The organism is Butyrivibrio sp. FC2001, assembly GCF_000424125.1.
In the GTDB taxonomy this organism is placed as follows: domain Bacteria; phylum Bacillota; class Clostridia; order Lachnospirales; family Lachnospiraceae; genus Butyrivibrio.
Genome location: NZ_AUJH01000003.1, coordinates 333,411 through 352,910, shown reverse-complemented (window position 1 = coordinate 352,910; position 19,500 = coordinate 333,411). Strand labels below are relative to the sequence as shown.

At 42.4% G+C, this 19,500-nt stretch carries 14 protein-coding genes; all 14 read right to left on the bottom strand.

What is annotated here, in order from left to right; all coding sequences use genetic code 11:
- Positions 1-4: 4 nt before the first annotated feature.
- The 14 genes from G601_RS0101550 to G601_RS0101480 all read right to left on the bottom strand — a co-directional run bounded on the left by G601_RS0101550 (position 5) and on the right by G601_RS0101480 (position 19,498).
- Positions 5-1,756: an ABC transporter ATP-binding protein gene (locus tag G601_RS0101550; RefSeq protein WP_026664258.1), complete on the bottom strand. Its 1,752-nt coding sequence runs from the start codon at positions 1,754-1,756 to the stop codon at positions 5-7.
- Between the two features lie 7 nt (positions 1,757-1,763).
- Positions 1,764-2,888, bottom strand: a complete 1,125-nt coding sequence (locus G601_RS0101545) for a glycosyltransferase family 52 (RefSeq protein ID WP_026664257.1) — start codon at positions 2,886-2,888, stop codon at positions 1,764-1,766.
- Between the two features lies 1 nt (position 2,889).
- Positions 2,890-3,942, bottom strand: coding sequence for a glycosyltransferase family 2 protein (locus G601_RS0101540; protein ID WP_026664256.1), 1,053 nt, complete (start codon positions 3,940-3,942; stop codon positions 2,890-2,892).
- A gap of 25 nt (positions 3,943-3,967) precedes the next feature.
- On the bottom strand, positions 3,968-5,188 hold the full coding sequence (locus G601_RS0101535) for a hypothetical protein (RefSeq protein WP_026664255.1): 1,221 nt from the start codon (positions 5,186-5,188) through the stop codon (positions 3,968-3,970).
- 66 nt (positions 5,189-5,254) lie between these two features.
- Positions 5,255-6,256: a fibronectin type III domain-containing protein gene (locus tag G601_RS0101530; RefSeq protein WP_026664254.1), complete on the bottom strand. Its 1,002-nt coding sequence runs from the start codon at positions 6,254-6,256 to the stop codon at positions 5,255-5,257.
- Between the two features lie 21 nt (positions 6,257-6,277).
- Entirely contained in the window at positions 6,278-9,943 is a 3,666-nt protein-coding gene (locus G601_RS0101525; RefSeq protein ID WP_026664253.1) for a hypothetical protein, read from the bottom strand.
- Between the two features lie 2 nt (positions 9,944-9,945).
- The gene (locus G601_RS0101520; RefSeq protein WP_026664252.1) at positions 9,946-12,456 is read right to left on the bottom strand and encodes an MMPL family transporter; all 2,511 of its coding nucleotides are present in this window, start codon (positions 12,454-12,456) and stop codon (positions 9,946-9,948) included.
- 112 nt (positions 12,457-12,568) lie between these two features.
- The gene (locus G601_RS0101515) at positions 12,569-13,819 is read right to left on the bottom strand and encodes an ATP-grasp domain-containing protein (RefSeq protein WP_026664251.1); all 1,251 of its coding nucleotides are present in this window, start codon (positions 13,817-13,819) and stop codon (positions 12,569-12,571) included.
- Between the two features lie 6 nt (positions 13,820-13,825).
- A complete protein-coding gene (locus tag G601_RS0101510; protein WP_155834431.1) occupies positions 13,826-15,001 on the bottom strand; it encodes a PseG/SpsG family protein in 1,176 nt (391 codons plus the stop codon).
- Complete coding sequence (gene pseI, locus G601_RS0101505) at positions 14,994-16,031, bottom strand: pseudaminic acid synthase (RefSeq protein WP_026664249.1); 1,038 nt, start codon at positions 16,029-16,031, stop codon at positions 14,994-14,996. The genes G601_RS0101510 and pseI overlap by 8 nt, the downstream gene beginning before the upstream one ends.
- Positions 16,032-16,041: 10 nt before the next feature.
- Positions 16,042-16,746, bottom strand: a complete 705-nt coding sequence (gene pseF / locus G601_RS0101500; protein ID WP_026664248.1) for a pseudaminic acid cytidylyltransferase — start codon at positions 16,744-16,746, stop codon at positions 16,042-16,044.
- 163 nt (positions 16,747-16,909) lie between these two features.
- Positions 16,910-17,044, bottom strand: a complete 135-nt coding sequence (locus G601_RS27070; protein ID WP_255346147.1) for a hypothetical protein — start codon at positions 17,042-17,044, stop codon at positions 16,910-16,912.
- Between the two features lie 39 nt (positions 17,045-17,083).
- The gene (locus G601_RS0101485) at positions 17,084-17,704 is read right to left on the bottom strand and encodes an HAD family hydrolase (protein ID WP_051205463.1); all 621 of its coding nucleotides are present in this window, start codon (positions 17,702-17,704) and stop codon (positions 17,084-17,086) included.
- A gap of 21 nt (positions 17,705-17,725) precedes the next feature.
- Positions 17,726-19,498 (bottom strand): hypothetical protein, encoded by a 1,773-nt coding sequence (locus G601_RS0101480; RefSeq protein WP_026664246.1) that lies wholly within the window; start codon positions 19,496-19,498, stop codon positions 17,726-17,728.
- Between the last annotated feature and the right edge of the window lie 2 nt (positions 19,499-19,500).

Here is a 19,500-nt window from a genome sequence, read left to right as displayed (position 1 = left end):
CCCCTCACCTCTGCTGAGTTACTTTCTGTCCGTTAACTCTGTATACGATGTCGCATTTCTCAATTGTCTGAAGCCTGTGAGCGATTATTATAAGCGTCTTCCTGCCATGGAGTCTGTTGATGGAATCCATGATAGCTGCCTCTGTCTCGTTATCAAGGGCACTGGTTGCCTCATCAAGCACAAGCACCTCGGGATCCTCAAATAAAGCTCTGGCAATACCGATACGCTGTCTCTGACCACCTGATAATCTGATACCTCTCTCACCGATAGATGTATCAAGACCCTCAGGAAGTGATCTGATAAATTCATCAAGCTGAGCCTCTTTAAGAGCTGCCCAGACCTTGTTGTCGTCTATATCCTTATCCGGAACTCCGAAGGCCACGTTTTTCCTGATGGTAGAATCCAGCATAAAAATTGTCTGCGGAATGTATCCGATGTTCTTAAGCCACTCCGGATAATGCTCTCTTACTTCAACACCGTCAGCAAGGATCTCTCCGGTCTCTATCTTCAAAAGTCCAAGCATGATATCAACTATTGTTGTCTTACCTGCACCTGAAGTTCCAACGATACCTATAGCCTTACCAACAGGAATCTCCATGTCAGCATTCTTAAGGACGTAGGCCTCTGAATTGGGATAACGGTAGGTGATGTTTTTAAGCTCAATTGTCTTATGAACAGGGAGCTTTTCCACCTCTCCCATTTTCATATAATCCTCAGCCTTATAGGAGATGCTTGAATCATTGATCTCTGTCTGAAGATTGTCACTTACATTCATGAAAAACGGCTCAAAATAAGCTATTGATGTAAGGTAGTTGTTGATTCTGTTAGCACTTGGAATAAGTCTTGTGGCAGCCGCGCCCATAACACCGACTAAGGCTATCATATCCTTAAGCGCCTCACCCCTCATAAGCACAACCAGCATATACCCAACCATTCCGGCTACGCTTATTGTCTCAATAAGAAGTCTGGGAGTTGAATTGTAAAGGTTATATTTTTGTACTGCATGCACATAACCGGCACCGCAATCCGCATAGCCGTTTATGAAATAGTTTTCCTTATTGGCAATCTTGATCTCCTTGATACCCATAACAGACTCTTCTATCCACTTGAAAAGTCCGCTGTAGTAATCCTGGTTATCCTGACCTGCCTTGACCATGATAGGCTTGATAATGAACTTAATTACAAGAAGCACGGTACCAAGCAAAACTGCTATAGATATTGTCATTTTGGCATCTATAAAAAGAAGCATTACAACAAGACACGCAAAAACAATAACCTCTGAAATAAGCTGAAGGCAGCTTAAGATAAGTCCGTACATATTGTTTACATCTGAAGTGATATTTCTCTGAATAACAGAGGTGTCCGCATTGAGATAATACTCATAGGGTCTTTGCATGAAATTGATCATCATGCGTCTTGAAGTCGCAAACTGGTTGGTATAAACAAATCTAAGCTGTACAACATTTATGAAAAACAGAACGATATTCTTTATAACAAAAACCGCTATCAGCGCCACAAAAATTACTATTGCAAACTGCGTAATGCTGTTGCATCCAAGAATGTTATAAACCATGGAAAGTTTCTCACTCTCAGACACCTTATCCGGGTCTATTACCGTTGTCATTGCGGGAAGCAGAATAGCTATTCCCAGGGTTTCAAGAAGACCTCCCAGCAGCATCATTAAAACTATAAGCACCATCTGCTTCTTCTGACGGGCATCAAGCAGCACCATCATTTTCTGATAAATTTTTTTCATGTTTCTCCTAGTTATCTATTATCTGTTCATTAAGTCGGTGAATCTCCGGCGCTTCATATTTGTCCATAAAATCATCGCCAAGGAAGAGCTTCTCATCCACAAACTTTATTGAATCCACCACCGTGTATACGGATACTAGTCTATCAAATTTTAGCCCATCGATAAAGTTGAGCATTTCCATGGGAAATGTTCCGGCAAGAAGTATCACATCCGGGAACTTTGCCTTGTAATCAAGGTAGTCTCTGGGATGCTGTTTGATCATTACGATGGCCTCTTTGCCATTAAGACTTCCATACTCTGTAACAAGATCCCTGAAAAGACGCTCTCTTGTCTCAAGGTCACAGAGAGGCTCTGAAAGAATAAGTACTCTTGGCTTATCTTTTCCCTTTTCAAGCTGATCCCTTAGTTCGTCCATATTTTCCACAAAGAGCTTCAGCATAAGGTCCTTATCGGACTGTGTGAGCTCCTCTGCCAAAGGCTCGCGGGGTACCTCAATGTACTTGGGACATGGATAGTCAAGGATTGATATGTCATTGACCTCCATGTCTATGCAGTATCTTCCCCAGCCGTTCTGTATAAAAATAAGACCTGTGGAAGCAAGCCACGCCTTGAACTTAAAGTGTCCGTTGTTGTCATAGCGGGCCTGATCTCCGTATTTAATACAGTTAAGTCCGTCCTCCAGAGCATGGTATCTGATCTTCTTATAATTCAGATAGTAGCCTATTGGGTCCGAATCGCAGAATACGTATATGTCCTTGTATTTTGTGAAGTCCACCGGAACATAAGGCTCCTGCAGCTGTGCAAATCTTCTGCAAAACTTTATTCTGTTCAGCATGTTCTTTGGAAGACTTCCGGTGTTTGTACGAAGAGGCTTAAGCTCAGGAAAAAATGTATCAACCTTTTCATCATACTCAATAACTTCCTCAAAAAGGCCGCATTCCCTTGCTCTGTCCACCATACTTCCAAATTTGTTACTCATCTTGGACAGAACCAGTGTTGCTCTGCCGGCTGCTTCACTTCCCTTACCTGCTGCCTGTCCTTCAATATGAGTCTGATGTAATATATGAAATTCCTTAAGGCATGCCACATAAACATGATAGAAGGTGTGGCACACATAAATTCTCTCGTGCAAATTAACTCCTTAAATCTCTATACATCCACAAAAGTCTGTAATATACATAGAACAGCATATGTGATTTCATCTGCATTCCGATAAGCTTCTTTTCTTCCGCGTGGATTCTCTCTTTATAGTAGGGATTCTCCTGAAAATCCGGAAAAGCCTCCTTCATTTCAATTCCCATTTTTTTCGTAAAGTTATAGCAGTCCTCGATCCTCATGCGCTTTGGCATGGCTGAAAACAGAGTATTTACATAGAAAAGAACTGTGTACATAAACTCTATCTCAGGCTTGTATTTCTCGAGGTATCCATTCTCCCTGGCTTCAGCAAGAATCTGTCTTCCCGCTACCATTCTGTCCTCAAGATTTTTCTTGGAGACAGTATGCACCGTGGAAGCATCATGCTGATAATAGAAATACAGGGGTTCCTGTATGTATTCAAAATGCTTTACTCTCAGCATCCAGGTGTTGCTGACAGCATTGTCCTCGTAAAAAATGTCCTCCGGAAAAACACTGATCTTACCATCAGCATCCGGAGTTCTGTCACCCAGCACAATATTTCTCTTATAAATCTTAACTACCAGGCTTCCTGTATCAAGAAGAAGCTTTCTGTACTTCTCCTCATCCATGGTTCCTGTCTGATCGGCGGTGTTGTTGTGAACCACCTGTCCGGGTTCAAATGTGTAAGTATCCACAAGACTGTAGTCACAGCCCACCATATCAGCTCCGGTTTCCTCTGCTTTTTTAAGGAGCCTCTCATAATAATCGGGAACCACCCAGTCATCTGCATCGATAAAGCCGAGCCACTCACCCTTTGCCCGTCCAAGACCGATATTCTTGGCGCCGCCCTGATGATGATTAACAGGGCTGTGAATAGCCATGAATCTTCCCGGATAATTCTTCTCATAATCCTGCATCAGCGCAAATGAATCATCCGTTGAACAGTCATCAACGGCAATAATCTCGATGTCTCCGTCAGGAAGAGTCTGTCCTACCAGAGAATCGAGACAATGCTTTAATTTATCGTCGCCTGCCATATTGTAAACAGGCACAATTACACTAAGTCGCATATAATAATCTTTCCAAGTCGTTACTTTATAGTCTGCTGAGCTCGTCTCTTAAAATCTCAGCCACACGCTCCATGTCAAAACGGCTATATCTCTGGTCTATCCAAAACGCCAGCATATTATCTGAAAAGCTGCCTGAATTAGCACAGGTGTCAGCTGCTTCCTTTGATATAGGCCATAAAACAGGAGCATAAACACCTCTCTTGGCAAGGCGTCTCTCGAATCCATCACGGGTGATGTTCTTTCCTTCATCAGTGATGGCACTTCTTTTCATAAAATCAATATCCAGCACTATAGGAAGCATGAACGGAGTATACTCGTACTCATCATTATTAGCAGGTATCTCCGGAAGAAGTCTGTATGCCTTATCGAAAAGCGGAGCCTCCTTAAGAAGTCTGTACAGATTTTTGTAATTGGCACGTCTTCTGTTTTTTATATTTTCAATATTAAGGTCACTTAAATATTCAGCACTTACATCTGACATATGATAGGGATCAAGGCCATCACTTAAGGAATCCTCTGCATCAGATAAAAGCTTCCTGAAATGTGCCTTTAATTCCTGATCTCCATTATCAAGGTATTCGGATTTTTCAATAAGCGCTTCCGTTCTAAGTCCTGTAAAATCTGTTTCTCCGGTCAGAGCTCCCATCACGAATTCCGTACTGCTTATGGCAACAGCACCGTCAGGCACTCCAAGCCACTTGCGAATGCTTCCAACATGATAGTCTGCAAGGATATCCTTTACGATATATTTTTCAGGCTCCAGAAGAATATGTGTCACATCCTCAATTATGATCGCGCCTCTGCAGGCATCCTTAATTGCTTTGGAAACATTTGCAATGCCCGCTGAGCCAAAAAAGTTCATTATCAAAACAACGGGTGTGATTTTTTCTCCTGCGATATTGTTTATCTTCTCTGTAAGATAACCTTCATCGACTGTTAATTCAGGGCTGAGCTTATAATACTCCACCTTAATTCCCCTGACTTCGAAGGGTCTTACCATTGAATCACAGGCCAGAGCCGGCATCAGTACTCGGATCTCATCTTTATTTTTAGCAATGATATCATCGGCTACAAATCCTATGGCATCGCGTCCACATCTAAGAAATTCTGCGTATCTGTCATTATTCTGTGCCGTCTCAGACAGCAACGCCACAAGGTCCTGCCTCCTGGATGCTTTCTCAAAGTTAAATTCACTTCCGATCTCGTACATAATTCCTCTAACCTCATTTTTTAAAACTTCTGACATACATATACCGCATGATTTTATAACTTTTTATAGGCAGATGCAACGCCGGGGCCGCACAGAAGCATTTTAGTATTTTCCGTGATAATAAGTTCTTCTTACCGTCCCCTTCTTATAAGACCACACATATCCAATGCCGCTGGTACCGGTTCTTCCTCCGGACTTCCTTATCCCCTGTACATATACGTAATAGGTTCCGTTCTTTTTATAGGAGCTGCCCTTAAATTTTTTTACCACAGCGCCGCTCTTATTTTTTCCGGCTCTGGCTACCTGAACATATCCCTTATCACGACTCTTTGACACATAGATTCTGTATCCGCCGTTTGCGTATTTTACCTTGTCCCAATTAAGCTTTAGCTTTCCACCCTCTATTTTCAGGTCAAAATCGTTGCCATAATTATATGACTTAATCATGGGCTGCGCAAAAAGATATATGCGGTCAGACCAGGCTCCTTCGTAGGTTTTACCGTTTATTATGGCAACAGCCTTAACCTTGAAGGAATAACACTTATCATTATCGATAGTTCTGTCATAGGAATTGGTAAAAGCTTCGCCTGATTTGATCTTTTTACCTGACTTATTCATGAATACATACTTATAATAGCCAGCTGTCTGAGCCTCCCAGGTGATATACACTTTCTTTTTGAATGTATACCACTTTGCCTGAGTTACTCCTGTAACCTTGTCAGGTATTGTTTTTATCATTGCTCCGCCGGCCCTGGCTTCCGCTTCACCATCCTCTCCTGTGAAACGGTATCTTAAGGTCAGATAATAATTCATACCGGGCTTTAAATCTGTGAAGGTGTGATTGATCTTATCAGCGCCTTCTACAACCCTGTGCTCCATAGCTGCTGTATCAGCCTCGTCCTTGGTCTCTCCAAGTCCCAGGTAATATTCTTTAGCACCGGTCACCTTGGACCAGTTAACGGTAGCACTGTTTGTGGAAAGCTTTGTCTGCATGATCACAGATGAAGCTGCGGATGCCTTTTCTCCGGGAATAAGACATGCCATCGTCAAAACTGCCAATATCGCCGTACATGTTACTTTTTTTAAAAGATCAAATTTTCTCATCAGCTATTCCTCTTGCCATTTTTAATGTCTTCTATGGCGCTTCTTTTTGCCTCTTCCTGAGTAGTTTTTGCTGCTCTTATTCTCGGGTTTATCTTCCGGCTTATTATCCTGTTCTTCTTCCTGCCTTTCATCCCGTAAATCTTCATTCTTTTCAGAAGTAGGTTCATCCGTCTCAATCTTATTCTTGTCGCTATTTCTGGCATTATTTTTCTTTACACGCCTCTTTATAGCTGCGTAGACGATAGCCAACACTAAAAGAACAACCGCAACAAGGCTTACGAGATACAGGATTCGTGTTAACAGCGGAGTGGTCTGTACTATAGCAAAAATCGCTTCCTCACTTTCAAGCTCGATCTCAAGATACTTTCCTATGGCTTTTGATGAAACAGCATCCCACTTGCCATCCCTGTATATCTTAACCTCAGCGTTATTATAGGGATTATAAAGTCTGATACGTCTGTCTGTTGTCTGGGAGTATGAGCCTTCATCAACCTGTATCCTGTATACGACTGCACCCTTCTCGAAGGCGGGATTGTCCGTCTCATAAACAGGATCTGCTACGAGTTCTGCGATAATATAAGCATCATCACCATAGCTTCCGCCCAGGATCGCAACGTACTTTCCAGTATTTCCAAAGACAGATTCACTTACTATTGACTTATTGGTGGGAACATATTCTCCTGTGAGAATGTAGCTTCCTTCCATAACTATCTTTGAAACATCAGGCCATTTGATGAAATATCCTTCTCTTGTTTTTCCCTCAGGGAAATCAAGATTAGAAAGACTATCTCCATAGGCAAGCTCCTGCTCGCCAAGCTTTTTATCTTCAACCTCAAATATTACCTTGAGATGTCTGAAGTCATTGGGGATTCTCTTCTGGGCAATCAGCGTCTTATAGCTTATGGCCTCAGCTTTCTTTGTATAACTGATGTCATCAATTCCACCAATCTTACTCTCAACAAAATAGTTATTCCTTACATTATCGAGTTTGGTTCGCTTGGTTTCTGAATCAGTATTAACTATACCTGCAATTGAACCATATCTCTCAGACGGCTCATTATCCCAGGTTATCATAGCGTTACAGCCTGTAATTGTCGTTCCATATCCGGCTATTCCGCCAACATATTTATTACCATTGAGGAGGCAGAGCGAATCACAGTCCCTTATTATGGACATCGACTGGCCTGCTATTCCACCTGTATAATTTCCTTCCGTGCTCTTGGCAAAGCCATAGCCCTCACAAGAGGTCACGATACCCTGAGCCATATATCCTACTATAAGTCCGGCACCATCCTTCTTGGATTCTACCGTTGACTCATTTTTGCACTCACAAATTATATTTTTTAGAGTATATTTGCTACCTCTTCCCACATTGAGATTACCGGCTGCATTTTCCTCAGGATCCTCATCATCAATAGCCATTGATCCGGCTATTCCGCCAATATTTATATCTCCCTTGACCGTTCCCTTATTTAAGGATCCATCCACACGTCCGGTTTTGGCGTTCTCTATCTCCTCGTCAGATACATCTGTGAAAACTGCGGAATCTTCATTATAGATGATATCCAGCTTGTCAGAGAGAATATGATATATTTCGTTTACCTGATCGTTTACAGCTTCAAGGTTTGAGTTCAAGGTGTGTGAAGTAGCTTTTCCGTCCTGGTTGATATTTTCTATAGATCCTGATATTCCCTTAAGGTTGTCATGAAGAGAATCAAGACTTGCATCCCACTGGCTGCTAAGACCTGTCAGTCTCAGCTTTTCCTGAGAATTAAGATAATCAATAATGCTTCTTGTTCCCTTTGCAGCCTCCTTGAGTTCTCCTTCCGCATCCTGAAGAGCTGCTATTGCATTCTGAGTTTCTCCAAGTGTCTCATCCTCTGCAGACTGCGCATAGGGCTTATAGGTCTCGAGAATATTGGAGACATCACCGAACATCTCATATACATTGCCGCCTGATTCTGCTGTCATCTGCTGGAGATCCGCAAGGTAAGAATTGAGCTGATTCCTTTCTTCTTCAGTGAGAACTCTAAGTTTTCTGTTTCCATTTTCATCGAAGACATAATCGCCATTCTCATCCTTTTCATAGAGAAGATCATTTATCTCATTCGATATGCTCTGTATCCTTTGTGCCTTTTCATTGGCATCTGCGAGCTTATCATATATCTGATTTTCGCTGTTCTCTATCTTGTCCCTGTCATCACCGGATATATCATCGTCAATATCAATTGCTTCAATAGCCCTGGCCAGGGAATTATTGAAGTAATACATCTTATCCGATGCGCTTTCCATGTGGTCTATGACACCGGGGACATTCTCAAGCACGTATTCAAAGCGCTCCAGTGCTGCATTTGCCACAGTTACATTTGCATTGATTGATGTTGTCAGTTCACCTGCAAGCGATCTTCCGTCATCAACAACACCATTGGCATAGGTTGTAAGATCCGTCACATCTGAAGATATGGTATCCACTCCACCATCCATGTCATCCAGCGTCTTTTCCACAAGGTCATGGAGCCTGTCGGCTGCTTCCGGAAGTGTCTGCAGGTCCTCAGGCTCAAGGTAAGGCTCCATCTGGCCAACAATTCCGCCAATGTCCTTACGTCCATTGATTTTGCCTGTATTTGTACTGTAGGACACAATACCCATCTGTCTTCCGACGATTCCACCGATGTTATATCCTGCATGCGCGTAGCCGATATTACCTTTATTTGAGCAGTGTACAATGCTGCCCTTTGAATATCCTGCGATTCCGCCGGTATCTGTTCCTGAACGGATAATTCGCTCTTCTCCCTCATTGGAGGCAATGGATTGGATAAGGCTTTCGCCCTTTTCATCATCCTTTATAACCCATTCTTCGTTATCATTTATGTTTGCGTTATTGGTTGAACCGGATACAACACCATAATTTTTTCCTACTATTCCTCCTGTGAAATAATATCCGGAAACGTGTGCATCGTTCACGCAATAATTTATAAGTCCCGTATTTTCATTGATGGCCGCTATCGCACCGACAGTGTTATTACCTTCAATGAGTCCGGAGTAGGTACAGTTCTTGATAATACCCAGATTCATACCGCAGATTCCGCCTGTATATTTCAGTTCATCGGACATGCGGATATCACCTGTAACCTTCAGATCCTGAACCATTCCGTTCACTCCGACATATCGGAATAATCCGGTAATATAGCTGTCGTTTATGTTGGAATAACCCCTAATCTCATGGTTATTGCCCTTGAAGATTCCATCAAAATATGGAATCATTCCGTATTTCGAATTTGAGATATCAATATCTTCCTGAAGGGTAACTATCTTATTTGTGGACCAGGAATCGCTCTTACAGTTCTTGGAAAATTCGACAAAGTCAGCAAGGGAATTAATATCGATATTTTCATAGACTATCTCTATCACTTCCTCGGCTTCTGCATCTCCGGAAGAAACCTCTTTATTCTGGTCGGCGTCTGATTCTCCTGAGTCTGCGAGTCTCTCACTGCTCTCCTTCTGACTACGTTCTGTGAGCCCTGTTATCGCGTCGCTTCTTACTCTGTTTTCCAGACCATGCAGCAAATCAGATTCGAGATCATTTACAGCAATAACATCAAGATTAAAGCTGCTTAAGATCAATGATACGGCTGCTGCAGATACGGCTATGTTTTTAAGAACGAGTTTTAGCGTCTTCATTTTCATGATTACACCTCCCCTTTCTTATTAGAGTTAAGGAGTTTATCCAAATCCTCAGCCTTTAACCGCGTCGAATCCAATCTCTCGGCATTACCACTCTGAATAAACGCTCTTACATCACCTCTTACAACAGCATGAACCTCACCAATGATGGTTCCGTTTATCTGACCCTCGATAGTTCCGTCAATTCTCATAAGACCTCTGTCACGCTCCATAACAAGCGGAACAGAAACCTCGAAGGAGGTCTTGTCGATTATCTTAGCACCAATCAGAAGAATCTGAGGAAGTACAAACATAACGAGAATAATTGAAATTATTGTTCCTCTACCGATGCACTGACCGATACCGCAGATAGCACCATCTGATGTGAGCATACCGATTGAAATACCTGCAAGGGCGAGCATGGAACCTGATGTGATGATGGTAGGGAATGCAAAGTTCATGGTCTCAATGATTGCATCCTCATGGGACATCTTATCCTTAAGCTCCATGAATCTTCCGGATATAACTATGGCGTAGTCAATATTCGCCCCCATCTGGATAGAGCTTACGATCAGGTATGTCATGAAGAAGATATTGTCCTGCTGAATTGTAGGGAATGCAAAGTTTATCCAGATCGCGCCCTCAATTACCAATATCAGAAGCACCGGCATTCCGGCTGATTTGAATGTAAACAGAAGTACAACAAGCACCGCCAGAATCGAGATTACCGTAACAACAGTGTTATCTCTTGAGAATGTCTTCTGAAGGTCATATTGGCTGGTTGATTCGCCAATAACAAAAATCTCTCCGTCATAATACCGGTTGGCTATTGTGTGCATCTTGTCCAGGAACTTGAAGGTCTCTTCACCCTCCTCAGGAAGATTTAAGTACACAAGTATTCTGCTGTAGTCCTCACCCTGAAGCTGTTTCTTGGCAATATTCATCTGCTCATAGGCATCATCAAGCTTTTCCTTCATGCTGTCCTCAAGAGTTACATATCCCTCTTCGACTTCGTCATGTAAAAACATGACCATGTCAATAAGAGCCACTCTATAGGTTGATAGACCATTTACAAGCTTTGCATAGTTTTTGTCGTTTACCGCATAAGCCATATAAAGAAGCTCAGCCTTCTCATAGTCCAGCTCCAGCAGCTCTGAGAACTCTCTGACCGTAAGCCTGTCTGCAAGGCAATAACCATCCATGGCCTCAATATTGGCAAGACCCTGTACTGATTTAACCTCAGGACATTCAAGGTAGCTCTGTATAAGCCTTTTCTCCTTCTCGTAGTTTCCGGCAGGAATATTTACCGCAACAAAATTGTTGTCTCCAAAGGTCTCACTTATAAGCTCAGATGCAATCTGTGTTTCATTTTTTATAGGTGTTTCGATATCGCTATAGCCGTATACAAAGGGGCACTTGTTCTGAATCATAAAAGCGATGATGATGGTCGCCACAAATACAGGGGGAACGATGAACCTTGTACTATAGTCCAGTTTTCCAACAAAAGGAATCTTGGGAACGAAGCTCTTGTGCTTTGTCTTGTCCATCCAGGGTCCGAAAATTATCAGAAGTCCGGGCATAAGAAGGAATACCGAAATAAGACTGAGAAGGATCGCCTTGATAAGGCAGATAGCCATATCACGACCTATTCCGAACTGCATGAACATCATGGCCACAAGACCACCGATTGTCGTAAGTGAACTTGATGAAATTTCAGGGATAGCTTTGCTGAGCGCAATAATATCAGCTTCCCTGATAGGAAGACTTTCATGCTCTTCTTTATATCTGTTACAGAAAATAACAGCGTAGTCTATAGAAAGTGCAAGCTGTAATACAATTGTTACGGAATCAGACACGAAAGAAATTGTGCCAAGGATAAAGTTAGTACCGGCTGACATAACGGCCGCTGCACCAAATGTGATGAGAAGTACCGGTATCTCCGCATAGGTCTGTGAAGTTATGAGCAGCACCGCAAGAACTATCACCACAACCAGAGCACTTACAACCTGCATCTCCCTTGCAATGGCATCAGCCTGTTGGTTACCCATGGATGTGCTGACAAAAATATCGTAATCAGCGAGCATCTCTTTGATCTCTGCAAGACCTTCGAGAGCTCTCTCATCAGTATCCTCATACTTGAAGGTAATATCAAAAAGTGCAGAAAAATTGTTATAATGATCTGCTGTTTCATCAAAGGAAACCATTGTAATATCATCACGCTCAGCGATCTTATCAGACAGCACTTCCGCATCTTTATATACAATGTTTGACACCATGATCTTAGCAGAGCCATAGGTCGTATATTGTTCTTCCATGAGATCGAGACCGCGACTGGTCTCAAAAGAGTCGGGAAGATATGCCGGAAGTGAATTCTCGACCTTTACCATCCCCGATGCTATCGCACAGAAAATCATGACTATTCCAAAGATAAGGAAGAACAGGTTTCTTCTATCAACGACAAAGGTAGCGACCTTTATCATGAAATTGCTCTCTTCTTCCTGAACCATAGGTTTAGATACCTTACTACGTTCAGCCATATTCAGTTACCCCCTCAAAACCTTTTCATACAGCTATAATGATTATATTTTAGCATAATTTATGTTGAAAAACCGCTAAAAATCATTATTTTTCGTTATTTAAGCACGCATTTCACCCTAAAATAAAGCGAATTTTGGTAGCAGCCTTTTCTGCATTGGCGGCAGCCTCATCCGCATCCTTACCTGTAGCTATGACATGTCCCCATCTGTCACCGCTATTTCTAAGACTTACTGCCCTATCTCCTGCAGATTTATATATGGATATTTCCGATACTCCCGGCAGCTTCTCTGATTCATCTACGCCCTCGATAGCTTTGATAACACTACCCGGCGTAAGCTCGCCCTCTGCCTCTGCGGAATACAAAAATCTTATAGCCGAGCCCTCACTCTTTGTGTTCTGCCACTTTACATCGTCGCCCAGTGTAGATGAGATACAACAGTCTATAAGATCAACACCTGTAGAAAGCGGAACAAGTCTGGAGGTAATATAATCTCCTCCAAGACGGGCTGCTATCTCAACAAGCTTTGCTCCCGTGGATGTAACTTTGATCTCTGTATGTGAAGGTCCGTTCTGGATACCCACGGCTTTTATTGCAGCCATGGCTACTTTCCTGATATCCTCCTGAACCCCGACAGGAAGCCTGGAAGGCTCAGTATGCCCTGTCTCAACAAAGAAAGGAACTTCGGTGACCATTTTGTCTGTTATGGTAATGATATGAGTATCCCCGTTAACAGTGAATGACTCCACGCTTACCTCAGGGCCTTCCATAAACTCTTCAAGAAGGACTTCTCCGCTTCTTGAGTATTCCTTTGTGTAAGAATATATTCCAAGAAGCTCCTCGCTTATCTCTTCTTCATTTCCATCAAAGCGGATTTGAAGCTCATCCATATCAACAAGAACAACGCCTCTGCTTGCTGCATTATCCGCAGGCTTACACACAAAGCGTCTTCCCAGCGCCTTCCTTGCCTCTTCAAATCCCTTCTTGTCAGAAATCACGTGAAACTCCGGAATAGGTACTCCGCAGTCCTTCATTCTTCTTCTCATGGCAGCCTTGTCAGTTGCACAAATGGAATTCTCATAGGAGATATCATTTTTCTTTCCAAGCTGCTCGTTGACCCAGGCAACAGTCCTGACCGGCATATCGCTGGTAGAAGTGATTATATAATCCGGCTGGTATTTCTTAGCAGCCTCAAGAACCGCTTCCTTATCGATTGTACTGATGCACAAAAATTCATCAGCGTCTTTTATTCCGACTGCCTCAGGATCGTAGTCAAGGGTGTATACATAAAGCCCCTTCTCCTTAGCCTTTTTTATTGCAGGTACCTGAAGTGCACTTGCACCAAGTATAAAAATCTTTTCCATAAATCCTTACATCTCCGTCAAAACTTCCGCTATTCTGTCTGCTCCCTGACCGTCAATCAGCCTCTTAAGCCTGTTAGATATCTCCAGTCTCTCAGTGGTGTCCATGGATTGAACCTCTTCCACATAAGTCAGTATCGCCGTAAGTGCTTCATTTACATCATCTCTGAAATCCCCCGCATAGGGCACATATCCCTGATTGGCAAAATACAAAGCGTCCGGCTCCTGGTTTTCTGCAAACACAAAGCTTATGGACAGCACTCCTACAGAGCACAGTTCATAAAGTGTTGTGCCTGCCGGGGTTATGGCAACATCGCAGCTGCTCATGATGTCCGCAACATTAGACACGTTCTGGTGAAGCACCACATAACCGTCCTCTATATACTGCTGGATCTTCTCAGTTACCCTGTAGAATCTTCCTGCCAGCAGATGGATCTTCTTATTTCTGTCTTCCTTAAAGTGCAGCTCAGGATCCCTGATTATAGCAGAGGCTATTATTTCCGATAGGCCCATGCTGTCAGCACCACCTGTTGTAAGGAAAATATTGTTAAGCTCATCTGTCTTATAGCCATAGGTTCTGTGGACGCCCTCAAAGGCCTCCTTATTCTCATTGGCAACAAGATCAATATTTTTAATAAGCTCACCATCTGTACCGAATCTCTCAGCGGAGCTTATAAATCCGCTTCCTTCAGTGGTTCTGCTCTTTTGTACAAACTGCTCCCTTATGGGAATATACTTTGTACCAAGAAGGAATTTGGGAGAAAGCTCTCCGTAGAATTCCTCATATCCAAGTCCCGGCGCTCCCGGACTGTAGTTTAATATCGCACTTGCAGGATATACTTCCTTTTGCATGTCATCCACATACATGGTCCTGATTCCATTGGATTCCAGTATCCGTATATATTCAGGTGTCGCATAGTAGCTGTCAACAAGGATTCTGTCTATCTCCTCTTCATGCAGAAAATCAAGGAGAACAATAATTTCCTCCTCCATTTTTCGCCAGTTACTTTCAAGAACATGAAAGGGATATTCGTCCTGTATATATGGGGCTATATTATTGTCCGCAGACACAAAAACGACAGAGCATCCCATTTGCTGCAGGCTTCCGGCTATCGTCCTGCAGCGCATAATATGCCCCGTCGCTACTATTTCATTTGCATCCACACGAATTGCTATTTTATTCAATGCTACTCCAATCCAGTGGTGTTCCACGAGTTAGCTTCTGTTTTGCTTTTCTTCCAAGCACCTCATCGTAGTGCTTTGGCTTCATTCCCTGAATGTTGTAAGAACGGATACTGCGAACATTTTTATCTGTGAAAACTTCGCCTTCCTCCATATCCTCTACCACAAAAAGAGATCTGCGGTTGGTGTATTCACCTGCCTCAGCCTCTGTCGGTCCATAGAAAATCTGACCGAGAGCAAGCTCTGCATCATGAACACCCTTGACCATATCTGCAAATTCAGCAGGCTCCATAGAAAATGCTGAATCAGCTGAAGGAAGATCTCTGCTCAAACAGAAATGCTTTTCAATAACAACAGCACCAAGTGCAGCAGCTGCAATGGCAGCGGTTCCACCCATCGAATGATCGGAAAGACCAACCGGCACCTTGAACTTTTCTCGCATATCAGGAATAGTTCTAAGGTTCAGATCCGCTGAAACTGTAGGATAAACGCTACAGCATTTCAGAATGATAATGTCATTATTACCCTCGGATCTTATGGCATCAATGGCCTCCTGAATCTCTTCCTCTGAGCCCATTCCGGTAGACATGATGATGGGTTTACCGGTTCTCGCAATATATTTGATAAGCGGAATATCCACAAGCTCAAAGGATGCTATCTTGTAGAATTCCTCCCCGATGTTTTCAAGATAATCAACAGATGTTGTGTCAAAAGGAGTAGAAAGAAAATCTATTCCGCACTCCTCACATTTTTTCTTTATAGGCTCCATCCACTCCCAGGGAGTATAGGCTTCCTTATAAAGGTCGTGGAGATTATATCCGTCCCATAGGCCACCGTGAATCTTAAAGGCCTCGGCATCACAATCAATAGTGATGGTATCCGCAGTATAGGTCTGTGTCTTAAGACAGTCAGCTCCTGACTTGGCAGCGGCCTCAACTATCTTAAGGGCATTTTCAAGAGAGCCACCGTGATTGGCACTCATCTCTGCGATTATATAAGCTCTGTTGTTTTTAAGACATTCTTTTAACTTCATAAAACCTCGTTTATTTCAAAATTCCCTGTTCAGTAAGGAACCTGTACTTTAGTTCAGCCAGCAGCCAGTCGCTCTCATTATCTATATCCTGCGACTCCACCGGATCGATAATATACGGAATTGACTTCTCCATGGTGGTATCCTTCTGGATTCTGAAGGCATCATTTCTGAAAATATAGAACTGTCCACATTCGTGGTACTGTTTCTGAAGATCCTGGCTTCTTGTAGTTGCATACTCAGGATGAAGCATCTTCACAAGTCCCTTATCATCAATGAACAGTCCTCTCTGTGGCGGATAGGAAAACTCCTGCATTGGAACAATGGACTCAGCCCCTGACTTTACAAGCTCATCCATGGCCTCCTTAAGCTTCCTTGCAGTAACAAAGGGAGCTGTGGGATAAATACAGCATCCATATTCGAAGGATTGTCCCTTCTCTTCGTATCTGTCCAGAACCTCCAGGAGAACGTCTGCTGTGGTAGCAGTGTCCGTGGAAGTCTCTGCTGATCTGAAGAAAGGAACGCTGGCTCCTGCTGCCCTGGATATCTCGGCTATCTCTTCATCATCTGTAGATACCATGACTTCATCAAAGATGCCTGATTGCAGGGCTGCTTCTATCGAATAATTTATTATCGGTTTGCCGTTAAATATTTTTATATTTTTACGCGGAATTCGTTTGCTGCCACCGCGTGCTGTTATTATTGCTATCGCGCTCATAAAGCCCTCATCTGCCAGCTTTCCGGAAGGAAATAGGCTTCTTATTAATAGTATAATTTTTTGTCCCTAACGTGCGAACCCCCGCAAATTGCAGGGATTCCGTTTTATCGTTATTCATTGTTTGCCTCTTTTCAAAGCATAATTCTAACAAATTATACTACACTTAAAAAACTCTTAAAAGCTTTACTTTAGCCTGTTTTTGAAAAAAAGCAACTCCATAGCAGAGGATTTGCTCATTACCATTTATTCCTGCAGCATATTTTTCATCAATAATCTGTTTTATTGTAGTTGAATCCATGCCACTTCCTTTTTTTGCGAAAATTATTTATATAAAACCTTATATTCCTAATTTCCTAAGTTCTCTTATCACCTGCTCGTAGCTCTTATAGACAATACCCTGCATCGAAAGTGCTTTAGCTGCTTCAATATTTTCGAGCATATCATCTATAAACACACACTCCTCGGCTTTTAGTTCATATCTCTCCATAAGCAGTCTGTATATTTCAGGATCCGGTTTGGTCAGACCTACCGAGAAGCTTATGATTCCTCCGTCAGTTTCATCCAGAAATTCCTTCATAAACGGATTGTCATCCAGACCCTGCTCTGCAAAATTTGAAAGAATCAGTACTTTGTAACCGGAAGCTTTCAAGTCTCTTATCCAGGGAATTGTTCTTTCTCTTTTCCGCACAATACCATTTAGGTCACAGAAAGCATTCCTTAATTCTCCTTCTATTTCAGGATCATGTCTTGCAAATATCCCGATTGCACCTTCAAGATCAACATGATTTTTATCAAACTCAGTCCAATCTCCGGGATTTGTACATGTAAGTAAAAGTCTCTTTACCATATCTTCGGTATAGCCCTTGTTTCTGAAAAAGTCGTCAAGACAGCCATCCACAAGAACTCCGGTTATATCGAAGATTATTGTATTTATCTTACCCATATTTATCTTACCCATATTTATCTAACATCTTTCAAGTTATTGCATCTCTATTACTGTCCACATATCCTTCCGGGATATCTCTCCGCTCCAGGATAAATTGGGGTCTGCTTTCATCAGTACGCTGAGTATATTGTCCATGTTATCATTGTCCGCGATATAAACAGCTAATATATTCGCATCAGCAATATCACTATCTTCTATAGCTTCAAGATTATCCGAATTAACATAATAGAGCTTATCATACACCAGAAGTTCATCCGTGAGCCGCCATATATTATCCGGGGTTGCACTGTTATAAATCACAACAGCTTTAGCTCCCTCTGCCTTCATATCCTCGGAAAAAGCAATCCTGTCCTTATCCTCAGGATAAAGGAAAAGAACGTTCTGATCAATCGTAAGTCCCTTGATAAGAATTATGGTAAAGATCAGCAGCGTACCAAGAACCGGTATCTGTATCTCAGCGAAGGTCCTGTTTCCCACAATTGCTCTTATACCTATTCTGGTAAAATACGCTGCAAGGAGCAGTACTATCGGATAGATTGGCATCTGATAACGATTGGAGGTATCTCCAAGTAGAAGCGCTGTCTTTGAAACCAGGAAAAAGTAACCAACAACTGAAACCATCAAAATTCTGATGTGAGCGATATGGAGCTTATCCTTCTCCCCTTTAACTCTCAGCATAAAGAAAAGTGCTATCAGCGCTATAACTGCCAGAACAATTATTATCCAGAGCATCCCTGAAAAGAGATATTTATTCATAAGTCCAAAGAAGAATCCCAGTCTGTCCCAGATATTTGACATATCGGAAAAGGCCTCGGCTGCTTCCTGTCCTCTGTAGCCTCTGAAAATATGTGAAAGTGCTGAAGGATATATGAGGACTGCTATGCCAAGGGAAACAGCTCCTCCCAGAGCATATACCAGGATGTATTTAAATCTCTCCGCCATTGATGCGGCCTGCTGAACAAATTCCTCATCTCCCAGTATGTTTTCGATGTTAAGGACAGGCGCAGTATCCTTGTCAGTATCCTGATTCTTTTTCTTTCTGTTCTTAGGCATAAGAAACAGGAACCACACACCGAACGAAAGCCCCATAACACACATATAGATCAGGTAGTAATACTGAGTCAAAAATCCGAGAACACTTACCAGTGCTATCGCTGCCACATAGGATACAAACCCCTTTTTGAATTTTGCATCGAAGGGCTTATCAAGAACAAAGCCTTTAAGCTCATTTCCCGCATAATACTTTTTTATCAGACTTATCAGCTTCATGTGCAGATAGGCGGATGCCAGCACAAAAACCGTAAGCCACATGTACATTCTGATGAATAGCACACAGGAAATAGTCATTGGATTAAAGCCGTAAACGAACATAAGAGTAAGTCTTAGGCCCTTACTCATTCCAATAGCCTTCGCAAGCTTATTAAGAATTACAAAACTTATGATAAAGGCGATAAGATTTACGATAAGCCCCTGCCATTTGCTAAAAATCCCCGGACTCAGTGAACAAACCGTATGCAGAAGATCATAAAAAAGCGGAGGATGAACATCCCATGACTGCACCAGATGGACAAGTCCATAGTTAAAGCCTTCACCTCTTTTAACTACAAATTCATCCCTCAGGGTGTCAGTATCCACCCACTCTCTGTCCGGATAGTAAAAACCAAGGCTTCTGTTTGATGAAAAATAAGAATAGTACTCGTCCTGATGGTAACCCGCTTTCTGTGCTCCATAGAAGCAGATAAATACCACCTGAACGATCAACATAAGAAGCAGTATTAAGCTATACTGTTTTGTCTTTAGCTTCATGC